This window comes from Micromonospora phaseoli, from assembly GCF_900109115.1.
GTDB classification, from domain to species: Bacteria; Actinomycetota; Actinomycetes; order Mycobacteriales; family Micromonosporaceae; genus Micromonospora; species Micromonospora phaseoli.
Window position 1 is genome coordinate 339,983 of the sequence record NZ_FNYV01000005.1, and the last position, 23,180, is coordinate 363,162.

Below are 23,180 nucleotides of genomic sequence, written 5' to 3' on the forward strand. Positions count from 1 at the left end.
GCTTAGCCTTCCGCCGGGGGACCAGAAGTCCTCGAGCTGTGCGCGGGAGGGGGCGCCGATGACCACCGCAAACGTGTCCGCCCGCCGCGTGTCCGATTCCCGGTCGGCGGGAGGGGGTCGGTGACCTCCGGCAGGGCCGGTCAATCGCTCGACCGGCCCGCGGGCCGTGGTGCGTCGTTCGGGGTACACCTGCTCACCGCCGCCGTGGTGGCCACCGCGCTGGTCGCCGCAGTGGTGGGGTTGAGCCTGCCGGCGCGGTTGCCGGCCGACGATCCCCTCGGCCCGCTCGGCGGGCTGGCCCGGTTCGGCATCGCCGTCGCCCTGTTCGCCCTCGCGCAGCTGGCCCGGCTGAGGTTCCGCGCCGCGGCCAGCGTGGTCAGCGTCACCTGGGCCGAGGCGGCGTTGATCATCTGTCTCTACCTGGTGCCGCCTGGTTGGCTGCCCGCCGCCGCGCTGATCGGTGTCACGGTGGCCTGGACGGCGCTCTCCGTGGTGGACGAGGGCCGGTCCACCTCGGACGTCATCCGGATCGCCGGCGTGCAGACCGCCGCCACCGCGCTCGCGGTGGCCGTCACCACCGCGCTGGGTCAGCCGATGCTGGCCGCTCCCACCCCGTCGCTCACCCTCGCGGTGGTCGCCGGTGCCGTCACGTACCTGCTGGCCGGTGCCGGGCTCGGTGGGGTCGTGCTGGCGCTGCGGCACGGGATGCCGATCGGGCGTCCACTGCTCGCCGCGCTGCGCGGCAAGCTGCTGATGTTCGTCGGCAACGTGGTGGTCGGCCTGCTGGTGGTGGTGCTGATCGAGATCGATCCGCGCTGGCTGCTGCTGTTACCCGCCCCACTGTGGCTGTTCCAGCAGACCTACCGGCAGCGGCTCAACGCCGACCGTGAGCGACGCACCTGGCGGTCGTTCGCCGAGGCGACGGCGGCGCTCAACCAACTCGACGAGCGTGGGGTGGCCACGGCGGGCGTCAGCGGCGCTCTCACGCTCTTCGAGGCGGAGATCGTCGAGGTGGAGGTCGTCCGGGGTGACGGCAGATGGCGCCGTTACCGGGGCGATCCCGGCGGTCAGCTGGTCGACCGGGAGATCGCGCCACCGGGCGACGACGAACCCGAGCCGGAGGAGTTGGTCCGCGACCTTTCGGTGGGCGATGCCCGGGTTGGTCGGCTGCGGGTGCGGTTCCCGCGTACGGCGCCGCCCACCGGCCGGGAGCGGGACGCCCACGCCGCCTTCGCGGACGCGCTGGCCGCCGCCCTGCACGACGCGGCGACGCACCGGGAGCTGCGCCTGGTCACCGCGCGCTCGTCGTACGAGGCGGTGCACGACCCGGTGACCGGCCTGGCCAACCGGGCGGCCATGCTCGGCAAGGGTGACCAGGCGCTGCGGCAACTGGCCCATGACCATCCGGTCGCCCTGCTGCTGCTCGACATCGACCAGTTCAAGGAGGTCAACGACACGCTCGGGCACGCCGCCGGGGATCAGCTGCTGCGGTTGACCGCGAACCGGCTGGGCACCCTGGCCCGTCCCGGTGACCTGTTGGCGCGGCTCGGCGGCGACGAGTTCGCGCTGCTGTTGACGTCGGTCCCGGTGGTCGGCGACCTCGCCGCCCCGATGGCGTACGCGCTGCGGCAGGCCCGGGACATCGCCGAGCGGCTGGCCGCCCCGACCGAGGTCGCCGGGGTACGGATCTCCGTCGAGGTCTCCGTCGGGGTGGTGGTTGCCCCGGCCGGTACCGCCGACCTGACCGAGCTGCTCCGCCGGGCCGACATCGCGATGTACCAGGCCAAGTCGGGTGGCGGAAACGTGGCCGCGTACGACAGCTCGCGGGACGCGGCCAGCACCGACCAGCTGGCGTTGCTCGCCGAGCTGCGGGAGGCGTTGCAGGCCGACGACCAGCTGGTGCTGGTGTTGCAGCCGGCCGTGGACCTGGCCACCGGCGCACCCACCGGGGTGGAGGCGTTGATCCGTTGGCGGCACCCGCGGCGCGGCTGGCTCGGACCGGGCGACTTCGTCCGGCCGGTGGAGAACAGCGAACAGCTCGGCCCCTTCACGAGGTACGTGCTGGACAAGGCGCTCGCGGTCGCCGCCGGGTGGGCCCGGGAGGGTCTGGACATCCCCATCTCGGTCAACCTCTCGGCCCGCAGCCTGCTGGACCCGAGGTTGCCGACGGAGATCGGTGAAGCGCTGCGTCGGCACCAGGTGCCGGCGGACCGGCTGGTCCTGGAGATCACCGAGACGGTGGTGATGAGCGAGCTGGAGGTCATCGACCAGGTGCTCACCACGCTACGGTCGATGGGCGTGCAGTTGGCGGTGGACGACTTCGGCACCGGCTTCTCCTCGCTGACGTTCCTCACCCGGATTCCGGTGGACGAGCTGAAGGTGGACCGGTCCTTCGTGCTCCGGATGGCGGATTCGCCGGAGGCGGCGGCCGTCGTGCGCAGCACCGTGGGGCTGGCTCAGGAGCTGGGCCTGCGGGTGGTGGCCGAGGGGGTGGAGACGGCAGCGCAGCGCTCCGCCCTGGCCGAGCTGGGCTGCACCTCCGCCCAGGGCTACCACTTCTTCAAGCCGATGCCCGCCGACAAGATCGGCGCCGTGCTCGGCTCCCTGGCCCGCCAGGCCCCCACCAACGTCCGCCCCCTCCGCGCCGACGGCGCCTCCTAACCACCCCCACCCCAGGCCCCCACCCCACCCCCACCCCCAGCCCAGGCCCGCGTTGATCAAGAGGTTTGGGTCTGGGAGAGCGCTTTCAGCCCGCGCAAACTTCTTGATCAACGCGGGCCTGGGGGGCGGTGGGGTGGGGACGGCGGGGGACCGGCGGTTGGGCGGCCGGCTGGATAGGGTCGTTGGGTGAATCGACTTGCGGACGCCACCAGCCCGTACCTGCTCCAGCACGCGGACAATCCGGTGGACTGGTGGCCGTGGTGTGACGAGGCGTTCGCCGAGGCGAAGCGGCGGGACGTCCCGGTGCTCATCTCGGTCGGTTACTCGGCTTGTCACTGGTGTCATGTGATGGCGCACGAATCGTTCGAGGATGCGGCGGTCGGCAAGCTGCTCAACGAGGGCTTCGTCTCGATCAAGGTCGACCGTGAGGAGCGGCCCGACGTCGACGCGGTCTACATGACCGCCACCCAGGCGATGACCGGCCAGGGTGGCTGGCCGATGACGGTCTTCGCCACGCCGGACGGCACCCCGTTCTTCTGTGGGACGTACTTCCCCCGACCGAACTTCGTCCGACTGCTCCAGTCGGTCGGCACGGCCTGGCGGGACCAGCGCGACGCCGTGCTGCGGCAGGGCGCCGCGGTGGTGGAGGCGATCGGCGGCGCCCAGGCCGTCGGCGGCCCCACCGCCCCGCTCACCGCCGAGCTGCTCGACGCCGCCGCCGACCAACTGGCCAGCGAGTACGACGAGACCAACGGCGGGTTCGGTGGGGCACCGAAGTTCCCGCCGCACATGAACCTGCTCTTCCTGCTGCGGCACCACCAGCGCACCGGCTCGACGCGGAGCCTGGAGATCGTCCGGCACACCTGCGAGGCAATGGCCCGCGGTGGGATCTACGACCAGCTCGCCGGCGGGTTCGCCCGCTACTCGGTGGACGCGCACTGGACCGTGCCGCACTTCGAGAAGATGCTCTACGACAACGCCCTGCTGCTGCGGGTCTACGCCCAGCTGTGGCGGCTCACCGGGGACGCGCTGGCGCTGCGGGTGGCCCGGGACATCGCCCGGTTCCTCGCCGACGAGCTGCACCGGCCCGGGCAGGGCTTCGCCTCCGCACTTGACGCCGACACCGAGGGCGTCGAGGGGCTCACCTACGCCTGGACCCCGGCCCAGCTCGTCGAGGCGCTCGGCGAATCCGACGGCCGGTGGGCTGCCGACCTGTTCGCGGTGACCGAGGCCGGGACCTTCGAGAAGGGCATGAGCGTGCTGCGGCTGGCCCGCGACGTCGACGACGCCGACCCGGAGGTACGCGGCCGCTGGCAGGACGTGGCACGGCGGCTGCTGGCCGCCCGGGACACCCGGCCCCAGCCGGCGCGCGACGACAAGGTGGTGGCCGCCTGGAACGGCCTGGCGGTCACCGCGCTCGCCGAGTTCGTCCGGCTCGTCGAGACCGCCGGCCGGATCGGCACCGAGGGGGAGGCGAACCTGCTGGAAGGGGTCACCATCGTCGCCGACGGGGCGATGCGGGACACCGCCGAGCACCTCGCCCGGGTGCACGTGGTGGACGGGCGGCTGCGCCGCGCGTCCCGTGACGGTCGGGTCGGTGAGCCGGTCGGCGTGCTGGAGGACTACGGCTGCGTGGCCGAGGCGTTCTGCGCCATGCACCAGGTCAGCGGCGAGGGGCGGTGGCTGGAGCTGGCCGGCCAACTGCTCGACGCCGCCCTGGCGCACTTCGCCGCACCCGATGGGGCGTTCTACGACACCGCCGACGACGCGGAGCAGCTGGTGACCCGGCCGGCCGACCCGACGGACAACGCCACCCCCTCCGGCCGCTCCGCCATCGCCGCCGCGCTGGTCACGTACGCGGCGTTGACCGGTGAGAACCGCTACCGGGAGGCCGCCGAGGCGGCCCTGTCCACCATCGCGCCGATCGTCGGGCGGCACGCCCGGTTCACCGGGTACGCGGCGACCGTGGGCGAGGCGCTGCTCTCCGGACCGTACGAGATCGCGGTCGCCACCGGTGATCCGGTCGGTGACCCGCTGGTCGCGGCGGCCTACCGGCACGCCCCGCCCGGCGCGGTGATCGTGTCCGGCCAGCCGGACCAGCCGGGGGTGCCCCTGCTGGCCGGCCGCCCGCTGCTCGACGGGCGGGCCGCCGCGTACGTCTGCCGGGGCTTTGTCTGCCAACGGCCGGTGACCGGCGTCGACGACCTGGTGGCGCAGCTGCGCTGAGCGGGATCCGCTGGCCGGCGCCGCCACCGGCCCGGATAGGCTGGCGCCGCTATGGATTCCCGTACCGGTCTGCCCGTTGTCGGCATGGTGGGCGGCGGCCAACTGGCCCGGATGACCCACCAGGCCGCCATCTCCCTCGGCCAGTCGCTGCGTGTGCTGGCGCTCACGCCGGAGGACGGCGCGGCCCTGGTCGCCGCCGACGTCCAGTACGGCGACCACACCGACCTTGCCGCGCTGCGCACCTTCGCCAAGGGCTGCGACGTGATCACCTTCGACCACGAGCACGTCCCGACCGAGCACATCCGGGCCCTGACCGGCGAGGGGGCGAAGCTCTTCCCACCCGCCGACGCCCTGGTACACGCCCAGGACAAGCAGGTGATGCGCAAGCGGCTCGGTGCGCTGGGCGGGCCGAACCCCCGGTGGCGACCGGTCGCGTCCCCAGCCGACCTGGTCGGCTTCGGCGACGAGGTGGGTTGGCCGGTCGTGCTCAAGGCGGCCCGTGGCGGGTACGACGGGCGGGGAGTCTGGCCGGTCGCCGGCGCCGCACAGGCCGACGAGCTGATCCGGACCCTGCTCGCCGGCGGCACGAAGCTCCTCGTCGAGGAGCGGGTGCCGCTGCGCCGGGAGCTGGCCGTGCAGGTGGCCCGCTCGCCGTTCGGTCAGGTGGCCGTGTACCCGGTGGTGGAGACGGTGCAGCGCGACGGGATCTGCGTCGAAGTGCTGGCCCCGGCCCCCGGTCTGGCCGAGGAGTTGGCGGTCGCCGCTCAGCAGCTCGCCATCGACCTGGCCACCGCGCTGGGCGTGGTGGGCCTGCTGGCCGTGGAGCTGTTCGAGGTGGCCGACCCGGCCGCGCCGGACGGCAGCCGGCTGGTGGTCAACGAGTTGGCGATGCGCCCGCACAACTCTGGGCACTGGACCATCGAGGGTGCCCGCACGTCGCAGTTCGAGCAGCACCTGCGGGCGGTGCTGGACTACCCGATGGGTGACACCTCGTTGACCGCGCCGGTGGTGGTGATGGCGAACGTGCTCGGTGGGGAGTCCGGCGGCATGCCGGTCGACGAGCGGCTGCACCACCTCTTCGCCGCCGAGCCGGCGGCCCGGGTGCACCTCTACGGCAAGCAGGTACGCCCCGGCCGAAAGATCGGCCACGTCACCGTGCTCGGTGACGACCTGGACGAGGTACGCACCCGGGCCGCTCGTGCGGTCCGCTGGCTGCGGGATGGAACAGCGGAGGAGCGAGCAGCGTGAGCACGGTCGGTGTGATCATGGGCAGCGACTCGGACTGGCCGACGATGAAGGCCGCCGCCGAGGTGCTCGCCGAGTTCGAGGTGGCGTACGAGGTCGAGGTGGTCTCGGCGCACCGCACCCCGATCAAGATGATCGACTACGGTCGGGCCGCCGCCGACCGTGGCCTCAAGGTCATCATCGCGGGGGCCGGCGGCGCGGCGGCGCTACCCGGCATGGTCGCCTCGGTGACCCCGCTGCCGGTGATCGGCGTGCCGGTGCCGTTGAAGCATCTCGACGGCATGGACTCGCTGCTGTCCATCGTGCAGATGCCGGCCGGCGTGCCGGTGGCCACCGTGTCGATCGGCAACGCCCGCAACGCCGGGCTGCTCGCCGTCCGCATCCTGGCCGCCGGTAACCGCACGCTGCTCGACCGGATGTCGGCCTACCAGGCCGATCTGGAGCAACTGGTCGCCGAGAAGGACGCCGCACTGCGCGCCTCCCTGCTGTAAGGAGGGGCCCCCTTTTAACGCCTGGTGCATAGCAGGGGCCCCCTATTAACCGCGCCGCCGCAACCGCCGCCGCAACCGCCGCCGTCGGCGGTCGCCTTACCGCATGCCGCGCAGCGCGGTCTGGAGGCGCTCCTGTGCCCGGCGCCGGCGCTCGTTGCTGGCGCCGAGGATCAGCAGCAGGAAGCCGACCGGGATCAACGCCAGCCACGGTCCGAGACTGAACAGCGCGTGGACCGCCGCGATGGCGGTGACCACCGCGCCGACGATGACCGGGGCCTGCTGCTGACTCATCGACCCGAAGACCAGCACGGCGACCGCACCGAGCAGCAGGAGCACCTGACGCATCGTGCTCGAATCGGTCGCCAGCACGATCGCCAGGGTCGGCACGAAGGCGGCGACCAGTGCCGGCCCGTACGCCACCCAGCTGCTCAGGTCGGGTCGCTGGCGTAGCTCCAGCACACCGACCAGCAACGCCAGCGCGGCGAACGGCAGCGTGTACGCCTCGGGCAGTGCCACGTCGGCGACCCGCATCAGGATCCACCAGGCGGTGATCTCGCAGACCACCACCGCCCAGAACAGGATCCGCCGCTCCATCGGTCGGCGCCCAGGTCGGGCCGCCGCGAGACCGAGGACCGCGCCCCAGGCGGCGAGCAGCGCGGCGATGTGTCGGGGCGAGTCGAAGGCCAGCGCCAACGCGATCAGCGCGGCGGCGTACCCGCTCCATTCCACGGTGGCCGCCTCGCGTTGCGCCTCCGGGCGACGCAGCCGGGGCAGGGTGGCGGCGAAGGCCTGCAACGCCGCGCCGACCGCCAGCACCCCGAACGCCGACCAGACCGCGGCGAACCCGGCCACCAACCCGGCGGTGAGCACGAACAGTTGCGCCATCAGCGAGGCGAACAGCCAGCCGAGAATCCGAGCCCGGGAAGTGATGCCGTACAGCGCGGCCACCAGGCCGACCCCGACCGCACCGCCGAGGGTGAACAGGGTGAGTTCCCGGGTGGCGAGGCTGCCGGCCAGGCCGGCCCCGCCGGCGGCCAGCCCGATCACGAAGACCAGTACGCGGGCCAGTCGCAGCGACCGGGCCCGCTCCACCAGGGCCGGGGGCGCGGTCAGCGCCAGCCCCAGCATCGAGATGGTGAACACGGCCAGCGCCGAGAGCGTACTGGCCGGCCAGCCGCCACCCAGCGCGATCGGGGCGATCAGCAGGGTGACGGCGGCACCGGGCAGCACCACCGGTACGGCCCGGGACCGGCGGCCACCACTGAACCCGGTGGCCGCCAGGGCCGCCGTCGCGGTGAGCAACAGTGCGGCGAGCACGTGAGTCGAGTTGACCGCGGCCGGCGGCGGGTCGAGCAGGGCCGGCGGCGGCCCCTGCCAGATCCGGCTGAGGGTGCGGTGCGGGTCGACGAGGGCGGCCATCAGCGCCGGAGCGATGGAGACCAGCGCCAGGACGGTGGGCAGCGCGGCGGCGGCGAGCGCACCGGCGGCCGGGCTGACCCGCCATCGGCGCCGCGCGTCGTCGGGCAACCGGCGCAGCGCGCCGTCCAGCAGCACGGACCAGCGGCGGACCGGCTGGGCCGCGCCGACCGGCGGCTCGGTCGCCCCCCGGACCAGCTCGGCGAGCACGCCGAGCAGCGCCGCCGCCGCGGCGTAGACGCCGACCGGCAGATGCAGGGGTACGGCGGCCAGCGCGGTCACGCTGGCGCCACCGACCACTCCGGCGTTTGCCCACGGCAGGTACTGCGGAACCTGCCGCCGGACCGCCGCCACGGCGGCCAGACCGAGGCTGGACGCCGCCAGGCCGGCGGTCAGCACCACCTGGGGCGAGTGGCCGAACTCGGCGGCGAGGGCGGCCGTGGCACCCGGCAGCGCCAGCAGTGCCGCGCCGATGCCCGCGCCGCCGATCTGCGCCAGGTGCGGCGGCATCCCCTCGGCTTCGATGTCCTCGACGAGTGGCTCGGCCATGCTCCGGGCCAGCGCCGCGACCACCGCGCCGATCAGCACGATGCTGGTCAGGGCGAGTGCGGTGGTCCACGGCCGCACCAGGCCGGCGCCGGCGGCGTGCAGCGCCACCACCCCGGCCACCGTGATCCGGGACAGCGCCGCCCGGGGGTCGATCGAGGCGACCGCCGCCATCCCGAAGATGGTGGCGACCATGCCGCCGATCAGGACCGGTGACCACCACGCGAGGTTGAACGCGGCGGGAGCGCCGATGGTGGCGAGCACTGCCGCCACGCCGGCCACGTCGTAGCGCCATGGCGGCGGCAACAGGATGCCGGCGGCGACCGCGAGCAGGGCCAGGGCGATCGGCCCCTGCCAGGTCGCCCCGCCGGTCGGCGCGGCCGGCCAGCCGGTGAGGTCGCCGTTCCAGATCGGGCCCGGAGTGGCCAGGACCCCGACACCCCCGCGTAGGGCCATCCAGCCGGCCAGCAGCCCGATCAGCACCCCGCCGACCGCGAGGCCGAGCACCGGTCCGCGCCGCCACTGCTCGGGCATCGCCCGCGCCGCCACGGCGACCACCAGGACCAGCGCGGCGGCCACGGCGAGCTGCCCACCCGGCGCGAGTACCGCGCCGATCCGCAGCAGGGTGGCGACCAGCGCTGCGGTCACCGCGGCGGCCGCCAGGTCGGAGCCGTCCAGGGTCAGGTCGGAACGGCGGCCGGCGTCGATCGACGGGGCCAGGAAGAGCAGCACCGCCGAGACCAGCAGCAGCGCGCCGACCCAGGCGTCGGCCACGGTGGCGCCCGGGGCACCGAACGCGGCAGCGGCGACCACCAGCGCGCCCAGTCCGGTGCCCACCGACAGCGGCGCCGGGATCTGCCGCTGCGACACCTGGACGACGGCGGCGTAGCCGAGGGTGACGCAGACGGCGAGGAAACTGGCCGCCAGGATGGGCACGGTCGCCTCGCGCAGGCTCGCCGGGGTCAGCGTGGCTCCGGCGGGCAGGGTGGCCGCGACGAAGGCGGCCACCGCCCCCGGCAGGGCGAAGGCGGCACCCCCGGCGGCCCAGGCCGAGACGATGTCCGCGGTGGCCGGGGCGAGCCGGATCCGGGGGGCGGCGGCGATCAGCGCACCGGCCACCACGATGGTGATCAGCACCGCTGCGGTGAGCGCGGGCCGGGCCAGGGCCGCGCCGGCACCGGCCAGCCCGACGAGAGCGGCGGCGACCGCGTGTGCCAGCGCCGCCCGGCTGGTTCGGGCGGACAGACCGACCACCCCGATGCCGATTGCGGCCAGCACCATCGGCCAGGGCGCCAGTGTCCAGGACAGGGCGAAGGAGGCCGGCACGGCGAGTGCGGTCAGCGCGGCGCCGGTCACCGCGAACTCGCGGCGGATCTCCGGCGGCAGGGCCAGCACCGCCGCCACGGTCAGCAGGAAGGCGCTGACGGCGAGCTGCCAGGCGGCCGGCCCCACCGCGGCGGCCAGCTCGGCCGGGTATCGGTCGAGATCCGCCGCCCAGGCCGGCAGCGCGGCCTGGACCGGGGCGATCCCGGCCCGCAGGGCACTGCCGGCGACCACTACCCCGCTGACCGTGAGCGCCACCGCGGAGGCCAGTTGTGGGCCGCGGCGGGCGGACTCGGGTACCGCGCGTACCGCGAGACCGGTGACCGTGATGACCGCTGCGATGAGCAGCAGCGCGCGGCCGGGCAGCGCCACCGAGGCGATCCGGCCCAGGGCGCCGATCACCGCGAGAGTGAGCACTCCCGCGCCGATGTCGGGCAGCGGTGGGCGCCGCAGTGCCAGCGTCCCCGCCAGGCACGCGGTGGCGGCGAGGAGCAGCACCACTCCCGCGCCGGTCGCGCCCGCCACGGTGCTGGTCTGGAGCAGGGCGGTGACCGCGTACGCCAGGGCGACCGCGACCGCCACGCCGTGCAGCGCCCAGGTCAGTTCCCGCAGCCCCGGTACCGGTCGGCTCGGCGCAGCCGCCGTGCTCCCGGCGGTCGGGTCCAGCAGTTCGCCGGACTCCTCGGGGGCTCCCTCGGGGCGCCCGTCGGCCTGCCGTTGGCGGGGCGTGCTCGTCCGGCCGGGGGCGGTCGGGGTTTCGGTCAGCGGCTGCTCCACGGTGACCGGGGAACGGGCCAACCACAGGTCGAGCAGGGCGACCACGGTCAGTACCAGCGCCCAGCCGGCCGCGCCGGTGACCCGGTCGTACGCGAGCAGCGGCACCACCGGCTGGGCGGCCAGCACGGTGGCGAACCGGGGTGCCCGTAGCCTGGTCCACCCCGCGTAGCCGACGGCGACAGCCGCGGTGAACGCGAAGATCACTCCGGCGAAGGATGCGCCGGAGACCGCGCCGTTGCCGATCCGGTCCACCGCCCACAGCGCGTACCCCGTGAGTGGGACCAGGAGCAGGCCCACCGCGGCGATGGTCTCGGCGGTGCTGGTCAGCCCGCGCCGGACCAGCACCGGCGGGGCGATCAGCATCAGTACGGTCGCGAGCAGCAGGATGCCGAGTCGGGCGAGCGCGTCCATGGAGCTGGTGGCGACCACGGCGAAGACCACCGCGGCGACGCCGAGCAGCAGCGCACCGAGGCCGAGCGGGATGTTCTGCACCTCCCGCGAGGAGGCCTCCGGCGGATGCTCCGGGTTGTCGGCGTCCAGCCAGACGGGTGAGGTCGGTGGTGGCGGGTCCGGAGGGCCGCTGCCGGGGCCCTGTCGGGGGACCCGTGGCGGGGGTGCGGCGTTGTCGGCGGAGGGCTCACGCGGTGCTGTGGCGGCACCCTCGGACGAGGGGCGGCGCGGCGGCCGGCGGCGTAGCACGCGGCGGGGCCGGGTGGCCTGCTTGAGACGTTCGTCACCGGCGTTGCCCGCGTGCGAGAGGATGTCCCGCTGGAAGATCGCGGCCTGCATCTTGGCGGCGAGCTGCCGCTGTTCGCTGGCGATGGCGGCCTCTCGGGCCTTTATCTCCGCGATGGACCGTTCGATCTCCGCCAGGTGATCGGCCCACTGTGCCTGGTGCGCACCGCAGTGCGGGCAGCGGATCGCCGGCTTGATCTCCCGACCGCACGAGGAGCACTGAAAAGTCGCCACGACACCCCTCCACCCGCACTGTGGATTCCCACTGTCGCAGCATGCCCAATGCCGGCCGGGAATTCGACCGTTGTCGGCGGGTCAACCGCAACTGATCAAGGCCGCCCCATGCCCCGATACTCCCAGCCCGCCTGCGTCCACAGTGTGGAGTCGAGGCAGTTGCGGGCGTCGACGACGCGTCGGCCGGTGACGAGTTCGCCGAGGACGGTGGGGTCCGCGTTGCGGAAGTCGGCCCACTCGGTGAGGACGCAGACGAGGTCGGCACCGGTCACTGCTTCGGTGATGCTGGACTCGTAGCTGAGTTCGGGTACTGCCCGGCGGGCGTTGGCCATGCCCTGTGGGTCGTAGACGTGAACGTCGGCACCGGCCTTGTGCAGCAGTGCGGCGACGGAGAGGGCGGGTGCGTCGCGTACGTCGTCGGTGTTGGGTTTGAAGGTGGCGCCGAGGACGGCGATGCGGGTGCCGGACAGGTCGGGGCCGGCGGGGCCGGAGCGGCGGCCGAGCAGGTCGGCGGCGAGTTGCAGGACCCGGGTACGGCGGCGCAGGTTGATCAGGTCGACCTCGTGCAGGAAGCGCAGTGCCTCCCCGGCGCCGAGTTCCTGGGCGCGGGCCTGGAAGGCGCGGATGTCCTTGGGTAGGCAGGCGCCGCCGAAGCCGAGGCCGGCCTGGAGGAAGCGGTTGCCGATGCGGGGGTCGTAGCCGATGGCTTTGGCGAGTTGGGTGACGTCGCCGCCGGAGGCCTCGCAGACCTCGGCCATCGCGTTGATGAAGGAGATCTTGGTGGCGAGGAAGGCGTTCGCGGCGACCTTGACCAGTTCGGCGGTGGCGAAGTCGGTGACCACCAGCGGCACCTCGCGGTCCTCGGTGGCGGCGAGGTCGAAGACGCCCTTGTGGGCGGCGTAGAGCATGCCGTTGGCCCACTCGCTCTTGACGCCGACGACGATGCGGTTGGGGCGGAGCACGTCGTCGACGGCGAAGCCCTCCTGGAGGAACTCGGGGCTCCAGGCGACCTCGACGCCGAGGTCGGTGGGGGTGTGCTTGCCGACGAGCTGTTCGACCCATTCGGCGGTGCCGACCGGGACGGTGGACTTGCCGACGATCAGTGCCTTGCGGGTCAGGTGCTGGGCGAGGCTGGTGACCGACGCCTCGACGTAGGAGAGGTCGGCGCCCATCCCGTCGGCCCGCTGCGGGGTGCCGACGCAGATGAAGTGCACGTCGCCGAACTCGGCGGTCTCGGTGATGTCGGTGCTGAACCGCAGCCGTCCGGCGGCCAGGTTGCGGCGCAGCAGCTCGTCCAGGCCGGGCTCGTGGATCGGCACCTCGCCCGCGTTGAGCTTGGCGATCTTGTCCGCGTCGACGTCGAACCCGAGCACCTCGTAGCCGAGTTCGGCGTAGCAGATGGCGTAGGTCGCACCGAGGTAGCCGGTGCCCAGGAAGGTGACCCGCGGCCGGGAGGCGCCCGAGGGAGGTGTCACCGCCGCGATGGCGGGCACCGGCTGGGTGTTCGGGTACGGGATGGTCACGCCTGTCTTCTCCGCTCGCACTGGCGCCGCATGGTCGCGTCGCGTTCCGCTGCGGCGCCAGGACGGGGCGCCGGAGGGGTGGTTCCCTATCTGTGTTCCATCATCGCCGAGCGGCGTCGGAGCTCCGTCATGGCCGAGCCTACGCGCCGGTAACATCGCCTGAACTGTGGTCGTTATCCTTCAGTCTGCGCGGTGGGCGTCCCGGTGACGCTACAGACTGCGCATGATAGCGGTGAAGGGGAGGGGCCGACATGGCCGCAGATGAGTCGTTCGACGCGTACCGGTTGCCCGAGGAGCACGAGGCCATCCGGGAGGCGGTCCGTGAGGTCTGTACGGCGAAGGTGGCTCCGCACGCCGCCGAGGCCGATGAGACCGGCGAGTTCCCGAAGGCGTCGTACGACGCGCTGCGTGCCGCCGACTTCCACGCACCGCACATCCCCGTCGAGTACGGCGGGGCCGGGGCGGACGCCCTGGCGACGGCGATCGTGATCGAGGAGGTGGCGCGGGCCTGCGCCTCGTCCTCGCTCATTCCGGCGGTGAACAAGCTGGGCACCATGCCGCTGCTGCTGGCCGGCTCCGACGAGATCAAGCGCCGCTATCTGACTCCTGTCGCCAGCGGCGAGGCGATGTTCTCGTACTGCCTGTCCGAGCCGGAGGCCGGCAGTGACGCGGCGTCGATGACCACCCGCGCGGTACGTGACGGCGATCACTGGGTGCTCAACGGCGTGAAGCGCTGGATCACCAACGCCGGCGTCTCGGAGTTCTACACCGTCTTCGCGGTGACCGACCCCGCCGCCCGCTCGCGGGGCATCTCCGCCTTCGTGGTCGAGAAGTCCGATCCGGGGGTGAGCTTCGGAGCACCGGAGAAGAAACTGGGCATCAAGGGCTCCCCGACCCGCGAGGTCTACCTGGACAACGTCCGGATCCCGGCGGACCGGATGATCGGCGCCGAGGGCACCGGCTTCGCCACCGCGATGACCACCCTGGACCACACCCGGGTGACCATCGCCGCGCAGGCCGTCGGCATCGCCCAGGGCGCGCTCGACTACGCCAAGGGGTACGTCGCCGAGCGCAAGCAGTTCGGCAAGGCGGTCGCCGAGTTCCAGGGCGTGCAGTTCATGCTCGCCGACATGGGGATGAAGCTGGAGGCGGCCCGACAGTTGACGTACGCGGCGGCCGGCCGGTCCGAGCGCGGCGACGCCGACCTGACGTACTTCGGCGCGGCGGCGAAGTGCTTCGCCTCGGACGCTGCGATGGAGATCACCACCGACGCGGTGCAACTGCTCGGCGGGTACGGCTACACCCGGGACTACCCGGTCGAGCGGATGATGCGCGACGCCAAGATCACCCAGATCTACGAAGGTACCAACCAGGTGCAGCGCATCGTGATCGCCCGCCAGTTGCTCAAGGGCTGACGGTGGCCCCCGCCGCCCGGCGGGCTGCCGTCGGGCGGCGGGGACGACCGGCGTCCACGACTGGATCCGGTTGCTGGCGTCGATCAGTTGGTGGCGTCGTCGCGGCGTGGCAGGTTGCCCGGCGGCGCCGACCAGGGTGACCCACCTCCGGTACGCCGGGGCAGCGGCTCGGTCGGCGTCGGATCCGGGTAACCCAGGCTCAGCGGGGTGGTGTCCGGTTCCGCCGGGGAGGTGGCCGGCGGCCAATCGCCCGCGGTCGAGTCCACCCCAGGCCCGTCGGCGGCCACGGGCACCGGCCCCGCCACCGGTGCCGGCCAGCGTCGCCAGCGCTGCCCGCTGAACGTCGCGATCAGCAGCAGCATGCCGATCAGGAAGAGCGTGCCGTTCTCCACCGGCAACCGCAGCGGCAGCGGGTCACCGAGGAACTTCCAACCGCCCGGAATGCGTTCGCGTACCCGAAACGGCGTGACGAACAGCCCGACGTACGGGGTGACCAGCAGTAGCCCGGCCACCAGCGGCCCGAGCGGTGAGATGCGCAGTGTGCCGAGCAGCCCCAGCACGACGCCGCCGACGGCGAGGTATACGGCCGGCTCGATGAGGTTGGCCGTGTTGGATGTGCCGATCTCGACCCACCGGTCGACGGTGCTGGCCGACCCGTCCTGCCCCAGGGCGACCAGCACCCAGGTGACCGGCACCACCACCAGCCCGGCGAGGAAGCTCCACAGATGTCGCATCCGCGCACCGTACCTTTTTCGACATGACCGAGCACCTCGCCACCACCCTGCCGGGCAAGCCGACGTCGTACTCCCGGGTAACCCTCAGTCGGATCATGACCGCCGTCGACGTGAACCTGTACGGGACCGTGCACGGCGGGGTGCTGATGAAGTTCGTCGACGACGTCGCGGGAGCGGCGGCGGCCCGGCACAGTGGCGGCACCGCGGTGACCGCGGCGATCGACGAGATCGTCTTCTCGGAGGCGGTCCGGGTGGGTGACCTGGTGCACGCGTACGCCCAGGTCAACTGGACCGGGCAGACCTCGATGGAGGTGGGTGTCAGGGTGATGGCCGAGCGCTGGGACTCGGCCGAGGAGGAGCCGGTGCGGGTGGCCACCGCGTACCTCGTCTTCGTCGGCGTCGAGGTGGGCGGCGCTCCGCGTCCGGTGCGTCCGGTGCTGCCGCAGACCCCCGAGGACGAGGGGCGCTGGCGGGAGGCGGAGATCCGCCGCGCCCACCGGCTGGCCCGCCGCCGCGCCATCCAGGCGGCGCGCAGCCAGCCGCGCTGACCGTCCCGGTCCGCCGCCGCGCGCCGGCCCACACTGGTCGGGGGTGGGGCGTGTGGGACGGGCACATGCGCTGGTGGGGGTTGGCTACGGAGAATGGCGCTTCGAGGTAGGGCAAGATGGCGCCACGGCCCACCGCACAGCGTCGTGCCGGGCCAGGGGAGGAGTGGACCAGTGACTGACGTGCTGTGGACGCCGCCGGCGGACGTGCTCCAGCGGTCACGGATCGGGGCGTACCTGCGCTGGCTCGCCGAGCACCGCGGCCTGGAGTTCGCCGACTACGACGCGCTGTGGCGGTGGTCGGTCACCGACCTGGACGCATTCTGGCGCTCGATCTGGGACCACTTCGACGTCGTCGCGCACACCCCACCGACCGCCACCCTGGCCGGGCGGAACATGCCGGGTGCCCGATGGTTCCCCGGCGCCACCCTCAACTACGCCGAGAACGTGCTCCGGATGCCCGGCCGGGCCGACGACGACGAGGTGGTCATCGCCACCGGGCAGACCCGGGCAACCGTCACGTTGACCGCCGCCGAGCTGCGCGAGCAGGTCCGCCGGGTCGCCGCCGGGCTGCGCCGGCTCGGCGTCACCACCGGGGACCGGGTGGCCGCGTACGCGCCCAACATCCCCGAGACGTACGTGCTGCTGCTGGCCACGGCGAGTCTCGGCGCGGTCTTCTCCTCCTGCGCCCCCGAGTTCGGCACCCGCAGCGTCACCGACCGCTGGCAGCAGATCGAGCCGAAGGTGCTGGTCGCCGTCGACGGCTACCGCTACGGCGACAAGCCGGTGGACCGGCGGGCCGAGGTGGCCGCGATCCGCGCCGCGCTGCCGTCCCTGCGGCACACCGTGACCGTCCCCTACCTCGATCCGGGGGGCACGCCGCCGCAGGGCGCGATCTCCTGGGCCGAGCTGGCGGCGGCGACCGACGAGCCGCAGACCTTCGCCCCGGTGCCGTTCGACCATCCGCTCTACGTGCTCTACTCCTCCGGCACCACCGGGCTACCCAAGCCGATCGTGCACGGGCACGGCGGCATCCTGCTGGAACACCTGAAGATGCTCGCCCTGCATCACGATCTGGGCCCGGCAGACCGGTTCTTCTGGTTCACCACCACCGGTTGGATGATGTGGAACTTCCTGGTCTCCGGGCCGGCGGTGGGCGCGGCGATCGTGCTGTTCGACGGCAACCCGGGCCACCCCGACCTGGGCGCGCTGTGGCGGCTGGCCGAGGAGACCGGCACCACGTACCTCGGCACCTCGGCGCCGTTCCTGCTGGCCTGCCGCAAGGCCGGGCTGGTGCCGCGCGACATCGCGGACCTCTCCGCGCTGCGTGGGCTCGGCTCCACCGGCGCGCCACTGCCCGCCGAGGGCTTCACCTGGGTGTACGACACGGTCGGCGCCGACCTCCAGCTCCAGTCACTGTCCGGCGGCACCGACGTGTGCACCGGCTTCGTCGGCGGCGTGCCGCTGCTGCCGGTGCACGCCGGTGAGATCACCTGCCGGGCGCTCGGCGCCAAGGTCGAGGCCCGCGCGAGCGACGGCACCTCGGTCGTCGGCGAGCTGGGCGAACTGGTGATCACCGAACCGATGCCGAGCATGCCGGTGGGCTTCTGGAACGACCCGGACGGCGTGCGCTACCGGGAGGCGTACTTCGACGTCTATCCGGGGGTGTGGCGGCACGGCGACTGGATCACCGTCAACTCCCGTGGCGGCTGCGTGATCACCGGCCGATCCGACGCCACCCTCAATCGGGGCGGCGTACGGCTGGGCACCGCCGAGTTCTACTCCGTGGTGGAGGGGATGGACGAGGTCGTCGACTCGGTGGTGGTGCACCTGGAGGACGACGAGGGCGGTGCCGGCGAGCTGTTGCTGTTCGTGGTGCTCACCGAGGGCGTGCCGCTCGACGACGAGCTGCGGCGGAAGATCTGCCGCGAGCTGCGTACGGCGCTGTCGCCCCGGCACGTCCCCGACGAGATCCACCAGGTCCGCGCGGTTCCGCGCACCCTGTCGGCGAAGAAGCTCGAGGTCCCGGTGAAGAAGATCCTCACCGGCACCCCGGTCGACCAGGCCGCCGCCAAGGGTGCCCTGGCCAACCCCGAGTCCCTGACCGCCTTCGCCGCCCTGGCCCAGCGCCGCGCCCCCGACACCGAGCCGGCCACCTGACGCCGCCCGCTGTCCCCCCGAGCCCGCTGCTGTCACCCGGTCACCGGTAGGCCCCACCGGACGCCAGGGCGAGTCAGCTGAGAGCGCGGGTGACCTTCTCCGTCGAACGGCGGTCGGTCAGCCGGGCCGGGTCCGGGTGGGCGCAGAGCACCAGGCTGGCACCGGCGCTGAGCGGGGCCAGCAGCCAGTCGAGCGGGTCCGGGTGCCGGTCGACGTCCACGAGGACCCGGTCGCCCGGGACGATGTTCAGCTCGGCGGCGCGGCCGACCGCCCGGGCCCGCAGGGCGGCATGGGCCGGCCCACCGTCCGGGTACGCCCCGAAGTGGTCGCCGTGGACGCGTACCTCGGTGACGTAGTCGGCGAAGCCGGCCGGGGCCTCGCGCAGCGGTAGCGCGAACGGGTGCAGGGCGAGCGCGTACCGGTCGGCGGTCGACCAGGCGTCCGCCTCGGCGGCCCGGTCCGCGGCGGCGAAGAGCACGCCCACGTCGCCCGGCCCTCCGGGCACCGTCAACCCGGCCGACCAGCAGCCGAGCAGCACCGCCGCGGTCTGCCAGTGGGGCGGCAGCAGCACCGCCGCGGTGTCGCCGGGCCCGAGGGCCAGGTCGTCGACGAGCAGGTTGGCCGTCTTGGCCACCCAGTTCGCCAGCGTCGCGCCGGAGAGCTCGGTGCGCTCGCCGGTCGCGTCGTCGTACCAGGTCAGCAGCGGTCGGGTGGGGTCGGTCGCGATCGCGTCGGCGAATACCCGGGCAATGTTGTCGGCCATCGACGCGAACGATACGCGCCCGAGGGCCGTACTCGATGACAGGGACAAGTCGGCGTACCGTCGGGTCGCAGTCAGCGCCCGTACCCGGCTCCGGCGTAGGCTTGGCCGGAGTGTTGTTCCCCACAGTCTCGCCACTGCAAGGAGTCGCCCAGTGACCGCCGGTCGCCCGCCCCGCGTGCTCATCGACGCCACGAGTGTCCCCGTCGATCGCGGCGGCGTCGGTAGATACGTCGATGGCCTGCTCGGTGCCCTCGACAAGGTGTGCGGATCGGCGGTGGACCTGGTCGTGGTCAGCCTCCGCACGGACCTGGAGCGCTACCGCAGGACACTGCCCGGCGCGGAGATCGTCCCGGCCCCCGCCGCGGTCGCGCACCGGCCCGCCCGGCTCGCCTGGGAACAGACCGGCCTGCCCCTGCTCGCCCAGCAGGTCGGTGCCGAGGTGCTGCACTCGCCCTTCTACACCTGCCCGCTGCGGGCTGGCTGCCCGGTCACGGTGACCGTGCACGACGCCACCTTCTTCACCGAGCCGGAGCACTACGACAAGTCCCGCCGCACCTTCTTCCGCAGCGCCATCAAGACCTCGCTGCGCCGCGCGGACCGGGTGATCGTGCCCAGCAAGGCGACCCGCGACGAGCTGATCCGGCTGCTGGACGCCGACCCGACCCGGATCGACGTGGCGTACCACGGCGTGGACCAGGCCGCCTTCCACGCCCCCGGTGACGAGGAGAAGGCCCGGGTACGCGCCCGGCTGGGACTCGGCAACAGCAGCTACGTCGCGTTCCTCGGTGCCAAGGAGCCGCGCAAGAACGTGCCGAACCTGATCCGGGGCTGGGCGCGGGCGGTCGCCGACCGACAGGACCCGCCCGCGTTGGTGGTGGCCGGCGGGCAGGGGCACGACGACGACATCGACCGCGCGGTCGCCGAGGTGCCGTCGCACCTGCGGTTGCTGCGCCCGGGTTACCTGCGCTACGGCGACCTGCCCGGGTTTCTCGGCGGTGCCCTGGTGGCCGCCTACCCGTCGTACGGGGAGGGGTTCGGCCTGCCGATCCTGGAGGCGATGGCGTGCGCCGCCCCGGTGCTCACCACGCCCCGCCTGTCGCTGCCGGAGGTGGGCGGCGACGCGGTCGCCTACACCAGCGAGGACCCGGACCAGATCGCCACCGACCTGGCCGCGCTGCTCGACGACGAGCCGCGCCGGCTGTCGCTGGCCAAGGCCGGCTTCGACCGGGCCAAGGAGTTCACCTGGGAGTCCAGCGCCGAGGTGCACATCGCGGCGTGGGCCAGGGCGCGGGCCTGAGGCCGCCAACCGTGACGCCCGGTCTGGACGGTTCGGGCATGATGTCCTGGTGATCTATGTCGTCATTCCGGCGGGTGGCAGCGGCACAAGGTTGTGGCCGCTGTCCCGCGCCGGTCATCCCAAGTTCCTCCACCCGCTCACCGGTACCACCGCGTCGCTGCTTCAGGCGACGGTGGAGCGGCTGGGGCCGCTGACCACTCCGGCGCGCACCATGGTGGTCACCGGCGCCGCCCACGCCGCAGCCGTGGCCCGCCAGCTGACCGGTCTGCCGGAGGAGAACATCCTCGTCGAGCCCTCGCCCCGGGACTCCTGCGCCGCCATCGCGTTGGCCGCGGCGGTGATCGCCGTGCGCGACCCGGACGCGGTCATGGGCTCGTTCGCCGCCGACCACCTGATCGGCGATCCGCAGCGCTGGGTGGCCACCGTCCAGGAGGCGGTCCGGGGTGCGGAGCAGGGGCTGCTGATGACCGTCGGGATCACCCCGACCCGGCCGGAGACCGGCTACGGATACCTCCAGACGGGCGAGCCGGTCGGCGACGGCTCGTTGCGCCCGGTCGTCGAGTTCAAGGAGAAGCCGAGCGCGGAGGTGGCCGAGGCGTACCTGCGGTCCGGCCGGTACCTCTGGAATGCCGGCATGTTCGTCTGGCGGGTGTCGGCGTTCCTCGCTGAACTGGCCCGCCAGCAGCCCGCCCTGCACGCCGGTGTCACCACGATCGCGGCGGCCTGGGGCACCGACGAGCAGGACGAGGCGCTCGGGGCGATCTGGCCGACGCTGACGAAGATCTCGGTCGACTACGCGGTGATGGAGGGCGCGGCCAGCGCCGGGCGGGTGGCGACCGTGCCGGGTGACTTCCGGTGGAACGACGTGGGCGACTTCCACACCCTCGGCGAGGTCCTGCCGGCGGACGCCGACGGCAACGTGGTGCTCGGCGGCGACGTCAAGGCCGAGGTGCTGTTGCGCGACACCAGCGGCACCGTGGTGGTGTCGCAGTCCGGCCGGCTGGTGGCCGGCATCGGCCTACGGGATCTGATCGTGGTCGACACCCCGGACGCGGTGCTGGTCTGCCCGCGCGACCGTGCCCAGGACGTCAAGTCGATCGTGGACGAGCTCAAGGCGCGGGGTGAGGAGAAGCTCGTCTGAGGGCCGCCAGGCCGGGCGCGACGAGCTGGGCCGTTCCGCCGGCAAGTGGGTGCGGCAGTTGGTCCGGCGGGAACCAGCCCAGCGCCTCGGACTCCGCGCTGACCTGTTCCACCGCTCCAGCCGGAGCGAAAACGGCGAAGCGGACGTCGTAGTGCAGCGACCCGCCCTGGCAGCCCACCGCGTGCACGTCCACGTCGATCGGCACCGGATCGATGCGCAGGTCGGCGATGCCGGACTCCTCGGTGGCCTCGCGCAGCGCCGCCCCGGCCAGTGTCCGGTCGCCCGGCTCGCAGTGCCCGCCGAGCTGTACCCACCTGTGGAACTTGCCGTGCAGGCAGAGCAGCACCCGGGAACCGGTCGCGTCGAACACCAGCGCGCTGGCGGTGACGTGGCCGACCCGGTGCTCACGTCTCATCGCGACCGGACCGTCGGTCAGCAGGCCGAGAGTCCGATCCCGGGCGCCGGCGGCGTCGGGGCTCGTCGGTGCCCAACTGCTGAGCACCGCCGTCGCGTCGGTGTGCAGGCCGACCCAGTGCCCCTCGCTGTGCAGCGGGGACTCCTCCGATACCCGAGGCGTTGACAAGCGGCCCCTCCTTCCGACTCCGCACAGGGTACGGGCGCGGGGCCGGTGAGCCGGCGAACGGGAGGCAGGGTTGCGCTGACGGGGGCCGGGCGGGTACGGGCCGGGACGATGAGCGGGCGGCACCCCTGCGGAATTCATGAGCCGCAGACCCTCGTATAGTGCCGCCCGGTCGATCGTCCCGTCCTCGGGCACCTGGGGGAGCAGACACCCTCAAACGCAGGTCGCCCCCTCCGGCAGGGGAAGCATGGCGGAATCGGCGGGTGGGCGTCGAGGTATTTCAGCTGAGGCTTAAAAATCCGAGGTCGTCGTGGCCGGGTAGAGTTCTGAGGTCGCCGGGCGCCCCCCAGCCAGGTGACGGGGAGCCGTTCCATGCTGAAGATCCATTTCTCCGGCGAGGACATCCTCCGGACCCGGGTGGCTCCGGCGGCTGATCCGGTCTGGGAAGTGGTGCTGAGTCTGCACCTGCTACCCGGACGCAGCCGTGACCCGTTGCTGGCCGGCTGGCGGCGTGAGGTGTCGCGCGGGTTGCGCCGGCAGGAGGACGTCGATGCCCTGCGGCTGTTGTCCGCGCTGAGCCCGCCGCGTGGCTACTTCCCGGACTTCCTCACCCCGTACGAGAGCGTGCACGGCTTCGAGGCGGCGATGGAGGCGTTGCGGCGTACGCCGGTCGCGCTGCTGCAACGCGACCTGACGTTGCTCGCCAAGAGTCGGGGCATGCCGGCCGGTGCCGCCGCTCTGGCCCGGGGCGAACCGGACGCCCTGGCGCACCTGGCCACGACCATTGGCCGCTACCGCGAACTGGCCCTCGGGCCGTACTGGTCGCGGGTCCAGAGTGCGGTGGAGGCCGACCGGGCCCGGCGGGCGCGGGCCATGCTCGACGGTGGCATCGAGGGGCTGCTGAGCACCCTTCTTCCGGGGGTGCGCTGGGAGCCGGGCGTGTTGGAAATCCCCGGCTATCCGAGCACCCGAGAGCTGCACCTGCAGGGTCGGGGGCTGCTGCTGGTGCCGTCGTTCTTCTGTGCGAACACGCCGGTCGCGCTGGTCGACCCGAAACTGCCCCCGGTACTGGTCTACCCGGTGGACCGGTTGGGCGGGCTGACCGCCGACGACGGGGCCGGGCCGGGCGGCGCCGGCCGGACGGCGCTGGCCGCCTTGCTCGGGCGTAACCGGGCGGCGGTCCTGGCCGCCAGCGACGACGGCTGCACCACCGGCGAGTTGGCGCGCCGGCTGAGCATCTCGCCGGCCGCCGCCAGCCAGCACACCACCGTGCTACGCAACGCGGGCCTGCTGGTCAGCCACCGTGACCGCAACACCGTGCTGCACACCCTCACCCCGCTGGGCCGCGACGTGCTCAACCACTGATGT

At 73.2% G+C, this 23,180-nt stretch carries 15 protein-coding genes; 10 read left to right on the forward strand and 5 right to left on the reverse strand.

From position 1 onward, the window contains the following. The first annotated feature begins 120 nt into the window (after positions 1-120). The 4 genes from BMY89_RS15785 to purE all read left to right on the forward strand — a co-directional run bounded on the left by BMY89_RS15785 (position 121) and on the right by purE (position 6,623). A complete protein-coding gene (locus BMY89_RS15785) occupies positions 121-2,661 on the forward strand; it encodes a putative bifunctional diguanylate cyclase/phosphodiesterase (RefSeq protein ID WP_092380721.1) in 2,541 nt (846 codons plus the stop codon). Positions 2,662-2,847: 186 nt separating this feature from the next. Next, positions 2,848-4,887: a thioredoxin domain-containing protein gene (locus BMY89_RS15790; protein WP_092380722.1), complete on the forward strand. Its 2,040-nt coding sequence runs from the start codon at positions 2,848-2,850 to the stop codon at positions 4,885-4,887. Between the two features lie 51 nt (positions 4,888-4,938). After that, positions 4,939-6,135, forward strand: a complete 1,197-nt coding sequence (locus BMY89_RS15795; protein WP_092380723.1) for a 5-(carboxyamino)imidazole ribonucleotide synthase — start codon at positions 4,939-4,941, stop codon at positions 6,133-6,135. Continuing rightward, complete coding sequence (gene purE / locus BMY89_RS15800) at positions 6,132-6,623, forward strand: 5-(carboxyamino)imidazole ribonucleotide mutase (RefSeq protein WP_092380724.1); 492 nt, start codon at positions 6,132-6,134, stop codon at positions 6,621-6,623. Before BMY89_RS15795 ends, purE begins: the two co-directional genes overlap by 4 nt. Positions 6,624-6,719: 96 nt before the next feature. Here the strand turns inward: purE and BMY89_RS15805 are convergent, their stop codons facing one another. After that, positions 6,720-11,654, reverse strand: a complete 4,935-nt coding sequence (locus tag BMY89_RS15805) for an SCO7613 C-terminal domain-containing membrane protein (protein ID WP_092380725.1) — start codon at positions 11,652-11,654, stop codon at positions 6,720-6,722. A gap of 95 nt (positions 11,655-11,749) precedes the next feature. Continuing rightward, a complete protein-coding gene (locus tag BMY89_RS15810) occupies positions 11,750-13,177 on the reverse strand; it encodes a UDP-glucose dehydrogenase family protein (RefSeq protein ID WP_092380726.1) in 1,428 nt (475 codons plus the stop codon). Positions 13,178-13,428: 251 nt separating this feature from the next. Here BMY89_RS15810 and BMY89_RS15815 point away from each other — a divergent pair, with 251 nt between their 5' ends. After that, complete coding sequence (locus tag BMY89_RS15815; protein WP_092380727.1) at positions 13,429-14,592, forward strand: acyl-CoA dehydrogenase family protein; 1,164 nt, start codon at positions 13,429-13,431, stop codon at positions 14,590-14,592. 83 nt (positions 14,593-14,675) lie between these two features. Here the strand turns inward: BMY89_RS15815 and BMY89_RS15820 are convergent, their stop codons facing one another. Further along, positions 14,676-15,326 carry a hypothetical protein gene (locus BMY89_RS15820; protein WP_092380728.1) on the reverse strand — a complete coding sequence of 217 codons (651 nt, stop codon included), beginning with the start codon at positions 15,324-15,326 and terminating at the stop codon, positions 14,676-14,678. Between the two features lie 23 nt (positions 15,327-15,349). Here BMY89_RS15820 and BMY89_RS15825 point away from each other — a divergent pair, with 23 nt between their 5' ends. Together BMY89_RS15825 and BMY89_RS15830 are read left to right on the forward strand one after the other, a co-directional pair. Then, on the forward strand, positions 15,350-15,874 hold the full coding sequence (locus BMY89_RS15825) for an acyl-CoA thioesterase (RefSeq protein WP_092380729.1): 525 nt from the start codon (positions 15,350-15,352) through the stop codon (positions 15,872-15,874). A 171-nt stretch (positions 15,875-16,045) separates the two neighbouring features. Beyond that, positions 16,046-18,031: an acetoacetate--CoA ligase gene (locus BMY89_RS15830; protein WP_092380730.1), complete on the forward strand. Its 1,986-nt coding sequence runs from the start codon at positions 16,046-16,048 to the stop codon at positions 18,029-18,031. Between the two features lie 73 nt (positions 18,032-18,104). On the opposite strand, the gene BMY89_RS15835 is transcribed toward BMY89_RS15830, so the two are convergent. Further along, the gene (locus BMY89_RS15835; protein WP_092380731.1) at positions 18,105-18,794 is read right to left on the reverse strand and encodes a TIGR03089 family protein; all 690 of its coding nucleotides are present in this window, start codon (positions 18,792-18,794) and stop codon (positions 18,105-18,107) included. 151 nt (positions 18,795-18,945) lie between these two features. On the opposite strand from BMY89_RS15835, the gene BMY89_RS15840 reads away from it, so the two are divergent. Further along, positions 18,946-20,091: a glycosyltransferase family 4 protein gene (locus BMY89_RS15840; RefSeq protein ID WP_092380732.1), complete on the forward strand. Its 1,146-nt coding sequence runs from the start codon at positions 18,946-18,948 to the stop codon at positions 20,089-20,091. A gap of 49 nt (positions 20,092-20,140) precedes the next feature. Next, positions 20,141-21,232 (forward strand): mannose-1-phosphate guanylyltransferase, encoded by a 1,092-nt coding sequence (locus tag BMY89_RS15845; RefSeq protein ID WP_092380733.1) that lies wholly within the window; start codon positions 20,141-20,143, stop codon positions 21,230-21,232. Here the strand turns inward: BMY89_RS15845 and BMY89_RS15850 are convergent. Beyond that, the gene (locus tag BMY89_RS15850) at positions 21,201-21,815 is read right to left on the reverse strand and encodes an NUDIX hydrolase (protein WP_092380734.1); all 615 of its coding nucleotides are present in this window, start codon (positions 21,813-21,815) and stop codon (positions 21,201-21,203) included. The genes BMY89_RS15845 and BMY89_RS15850 overlap by 32 nt on opposite strands. A gap of 369 nt (positions 21,816-22,184) precedes the next feature. On the opposite strand from BMY89_RS15850, the gene BMY89_RS15855 reads away from it, so the two are divergent. After that, positions 22,185-23,177 carry an ArsR/SmtB family transcription factor gene (locus BMY89_RS15855; protein ID WP_092380735.1) on the forward strand — a complete coding sequence of 331 codons (993 nt, stop codon included), beginning with the start codon at positions 22,185-22,187 and terminating at the stop codon, positions 23,175-23,177. The last annotated feature ends 3 nt before the right edge of the window (positions 23,178-23,180 follow it).

Coding starts and splice junctions, on each gene's coding strand:
- BMY89_RS15820 (WP_092380728.1), bottom strand. CDS start 15,326: ATGCGACATCTGTGGAGCTTCCTCGCCGGGCTGGTGGTGGTGCCGGTC.
- BMY89_RS15855 (WP_092380735.1), top strand. CDS start 22,185: ATGCTGAAGATCCATTTCTCCGGCGAGGACATCCTCCGGACCCGGGTG.
- BMY89_RS15825 (WP_092380729.1), top strand. CDS start 15,350: ATGACCGAGCACCTCGCCACCACCCTGCCGGGCAAGCCGACGTCGTAC.
- BMY89_RS15795 (WP_092380723.1), top strand. CDS start 4,939: ATGGATTCCCGTACCGGTCTGCCCGTTGTCGGCATGGTGGGCGGCGGC.
- BMY89_RS15815 (WP_092380727.1), top strand. CDS start 13,429: ATGGCCGCAGATGAGTCGTTCGACGCGTACCGGTTGCCCGAGGAGCAC.
- BMY89_RS15835 (WP_092380731.1), bottom strand. CDS start 18,794: ATGGCCGACAACATTGCCCGGGTATTCGCCGACGCGATCGCGACCGAC.